The organism is Streptomyces sp. HSW2009 (genome assembly GCF_040240285.1).
Classification (GTDB): domain Bacteria; phylum Actinomycetota; class Actinomycetes; order Streptomycetales; family Streptomycetaceae; genus Streptomyces.
In genome coordinates, this window is record NZ_JBEHZD010000623.1 from 1 (window position 1) to 4,086 (window position 4,086).

A 4,086-nucleotide genomic window follows, 5' to 3' on the forward strand; every position below is an offset into this window, starting at 1 on the left:
CCCCCACCTCCACCGAACCGGGACGAGCCGACCCGACCCCGACGGCCCCGGCCGAAGCCGGGGGCGCGCCCACCGTCACCCAACCGGCCGAATCCGCACCCACGGCTTCCGCGCTCACCGGCTCCACACTCCCCGGAACCACGAGCCCATCCGGTACGAGCCCCGCACCGGCACCGGCAGCTCTCACCACCCTGATCCCCACGGGCCCCACCCCGACAGAAGCCGAACCCGAGGCGCCCCGCACCACGGCCGCGCCCGATGCCACCCACGAACCGGCCGCCACCACGCCCACCCCAGGCACCCCCCAGGACGCAACGCCGACGCCCGCCACCACCCACACCTCTCGGCCCGGCGCGGACGCACCACCACCCCAGGACACCGCAGCCCCGGACGGCCCGCGCCCCTACCCACCAGGGACGATCACCACCGCCGTCCCCACTGCCGCACTCCCCACCACTGTGATCAGCGACCCCGCTGACGACGATCACCGCCCGGCGAACCACGACGGCCACCAGACCGACACCCCCGCACCGGCCGCCGCCCGCCACCACCCCACCGCAGCCGCGGCCACCCCCGAAACCGCCACCCTGGCCCCGGCCTCGGCCCCGCCGGCCCCCGCACCCGCCACGCTCTACCGGGGCGTCCTCGTCTACGCCGCCGACGTCACCGACCAGGTCGAGGCCGTTGAACGACTGCGGGTCAGCGAACGCCGCCAGCGCGAGGCCGCCGTCACCCTCCAGCGCAGCCTGCTCCCGCAGGAACTCGAACAACCCGACGACCTACGCGTGGCCGCCACCTACCAACCCGGCGGCACCGACGCCGCGGTCGGCGGCGACTGGTACGACGTCATCACCCTCGGCGCCGGCCGCACGGCCCTGGTCATCGGCGACGTCATGGGCCGGGGCCTGCGCGCGGCGGCCGTCATGGGCCAGCTCCGCACCGCCGTACGCGCCTACGCCCGCCTCGACCTGCCACCGCACGAGGTGCTGCAACTGCTCGACGGCCTGGCCGCCGAGATCGACGCCAGTCAGATCGCCACCTGCGCCTACGCCGTTCACGACCCCAACGAAGGCCGCCTCATCTACGCCTCCGCCGGGCACCTGCCCATCCTGGTCCGCGACCCCGACGGCACGGTGCGCCGCGCCGCCGAACCCACCGGCCCACCGCTCGGCACCGGCGGCTGGCTGCACGCCTCGGGCTCGGTACCGCTCGGCCCCGGCTCCAGCGCCGTGCTGTACACCGACGGCCTGGTGGAACGGCGTGACCGGGACATCGACGAAGGCGTGGCCGATCTGGAACGGGCCTTCCAGGGCGCCGCCGGCTCGCCCCAGGTGATGTGCGACCGGCTGATCAGGTCGCTCGGCATCACCGCGGACCATGACGACGACGTCGCCGTACTCGTGCTCCAGCACCCGGCCCGCACCGGCCACGAGGCGGAGCTCTTCCACAACGCCGCACTCGAACTGCTCGGCGGCATCGAGGCCGCACCCCGCGCCCGCGCCTTCGCCTCCGGCGTCCTCGCAAGCTGGCGCTTCCCGGCACAACTCCGTGACCTCGGTGTCCTCGCCGCCAGCGAACTCGTCGCCAACTCGCTCCAACACGGCACACCCCCCATGCGCCTGCGCCTCCGGCGCACCGACCGTCGACTGATCATCGAGGTGACGGACGGCGACGACCACCTGCCCCGACGCCGCCGCGCGGAGCCCGCGGACGAAGCGGGTCGTGGCATTTCGATCGTGGCCACCATCGCCTCGTCCTGGGGCTCCCGCCGCACCCCCGACGGCGGCAAGGCCGTCTGGTGCGAATTCGCCCTACCCCGCAGCTAGCCCACCCCGCCCCAGCAGGGGCCGTGACCACACACCGTCTTACGCGGCCGTGGTCACGGCCTCCTGCCCGGGCTCGGCTATCGCCCCGTGCTGTGCACCACCCGTACGAGGAGCCGGCACCGGCGCGGTCGCCCGGGCCAGAGCGGCCCGGTAAGGGCTGTCCTGAGCCGGCGTGAGCCGCCGCCCCATCCGCAGCGCCAGCACCGAGATGCCGAGCGAACAGCCGATGAGCATCACGATGTACGCCGTATACAGCCCGGCACCGGCCATCAGACCGCCCACCGCAGGCCCCACCGCCAAGGCGAGCTGCTTGACCAGGGCAAACGCCGAGTTGTACTGCCCAACCCTGGCCCCCGGCGCCAGATCGGCCACCAGCGGCGCAACGGTCGGCGACAACATCGCCTCACCAAGCCCGAACAGCGCGTACGTCGAGATGATCGCGGCCGTCGCCATGGCCTGGCTGCCGTGGATCAGACCGGAGGCCCCGGCCGCCACCCAGGCAACGGTCCAAATGAGCCCGACCAGCGCGATCACCCGACTACGCCGCCGCTGCTCCACCAGCTTCAGCACCACGAACTGCGCCACCACGATGACCGCCGTGTTGGCGGCCAGCGCCACACCCAGCGTCGCGGGCGAGATCCGAGTGACCTCCACCGCGAAGGCGGAGAGCCCCGACTCGAACTGTCCGTAGCAGGCGAAGAACATCACGAAGCCCAGGACACACAGTTGGACCATGGCCCGGTCGGCCAGCAGCACGCGCCAGCCACCCTTGGCGCCATCACCCGTAGGTATGGAGTCCTCCACCTTCGGCACGTGCGGCAGCCGCACCGTGGCCACCGCCGCTCCCAGCACCAGGAACATCACGGACTCGATCGCGAACAGGCGCACGAAGCTCGCCGGGTGCGAGGTGTCCACCAGCAGCCCGCCGAGCAGACCACCGAGGCCGAGGCCGAGGTTGTTGAGGAAGAACTGGGTGGCGAAGGCGCGCGAACGCGTCGTCGGCGTCGAGCACCAGACGATCATCGTGGCGAGAGCGGGCTGGATCACCGCTATACCGGCACCGAGCAGCCCCGCCGCCGCGATGACCGCCGGCTCGCGGGATGCGAGCCCGAGCCCTATGGAGCCCATGGCAGCAGCGACCGACCCCGCGAGGGCAACAGGCAACGGCCCCCGCCGGTCGATGACGCGACCGGTGAAGGGGAGCACGACGAGCGCGGCAACGGCGAACGTCGCGAGCACCACGCCCGCGGTGCTCGCCCCCAGATTGCGCACCTGCGCCACGTAGACGAACAGGAACGGAACCGTGAAGCCGTTGCCGAACGCGCTCAACGCGTTGCCCAACTGGATACGGCGCAGCGCGGCGCCCATCGCGGTGGTCACACTCACCTGCCTAGGTAGTAGAGGTCGAAGTCGACGAGGTCATCAGGGCTCGCCAGGAAGGCGAAGGGAGATCTGAAGCTTGAAGACTTCAGATCTAAAGTTCGACGCTTAAGAGTACACATGGAAGGACTTCGATGCCAATGAGATGCGTGCCATACTGCGCCGCATGCCCGAGACACCCACGCCGAGCGGCAGCGCGAGCGAGCCGACCCTTGAGGAACAGATCGCGGCCTACCAGCGCGAGTTCCGCGACCTCGACCCCCAGGTCGAGCAGGTCGTCTCCGCCCTCCAGCGCCTGAACCGCCGGATGAACGTCGCGTACGGCCGCCAGACCGCCACCCTCGGCATCAGCAACACCGAGTGGGAGGTGCTGAAGGCCCTCGTGCTCTCCGGGGCCCCGTACCGCCTGGGCCCGGGCGACCTGGCCAAGCGGCTCGGACTCACCCCGGCGGCCATGACGCACCGCATCGACCGCATGGCGGCCGAGGGGCTGGTGACGCGGGAGCGCGACGAGAGCAACCGGGTGCGCGTGATCGTCGAGCTCACCGACCGCGGTCGCGAGCAGTGGCTGGAGGCCATGCGCATGGCGACCGTCTTCGAGGAGGACCTCTTGCAGGACCTCACGACGGTCGAGCGCCACCTCCTCGGCGAGCTGCTGACCCGGCTGTTGCGCAGGGTGGAAGAGGCACAGCCGGACGCCGGTGGGCGACTCAGCGACCTCGACTGACGCAAGTTGACACGTCCTGGACCCATCCGTAGTGTTCTCCGAGTTGCCACGGCGCCGTAACGGTTCTGTGGCAACTCCTCGCGCCGCACCGGCGGCACACCACTACTGCACGGCCCCTTATCGGGATGGATTTCGGCATGCCGGAATTCGGTT

3 protein-coding genes are annotated in these 4,086 nt (G+C 71.4%); 2 read left to right on the forward strand and 1 reads right to left on the reverse strand.

The annotated features are described in order from the left end of the window. Positions 1-191: 191 nt before the first annotated feature. The gene (locus AAHZ94_RS29625; protein WP_349996774.1) at positions 192-1,826 is read left to right on the forward strand and encodes an ATP-binding SpoIIE family protein phosphatase; all 1,635 of its coding nucleotides are present in this window, start codon (positions 192-194) and stop codon (positions 1,824-1,826) included. A gap of 39 nt (positions 1,827-1,865) precedes the next feature. Here AAHZ94_RS29625 and AAHZ94_RS29630 read toward each other — a convergent pair whose 3' ends face one another. After that, positions 1,866-3,194, reverse strand: coding sequence for an MFS transporter (locus tag AAHZ94_RS29630; RefSeq protein ID WP_349996775.1), 1,329 nt, complete (start codon positions 3,192-3,194; stop codon positions 1,866-1,868). Positions 3,195-3,372: 178 nt separating this feature from the next. On the opposite strand from AAHZ94_RS29630, the gene AAHZ94_RS29635 reads away from it, so the two are divergent. After that, positions 3,373-3,933 carry a MarR family winged helix-turn-helix transcriptional regulator gene (locus tag AAHZ94_RS29635; RefSeq protein WP_349996772.1) on the forward strand — a complete coding sequence of 187 codons (561 nt, stop codon included), beginning with the start codon at positions 3,373-3,375 and terminating at the stop codon, positions 3,931-3,933. Positions 3,934-4,086: the final 153 nt, after the last annotated feature.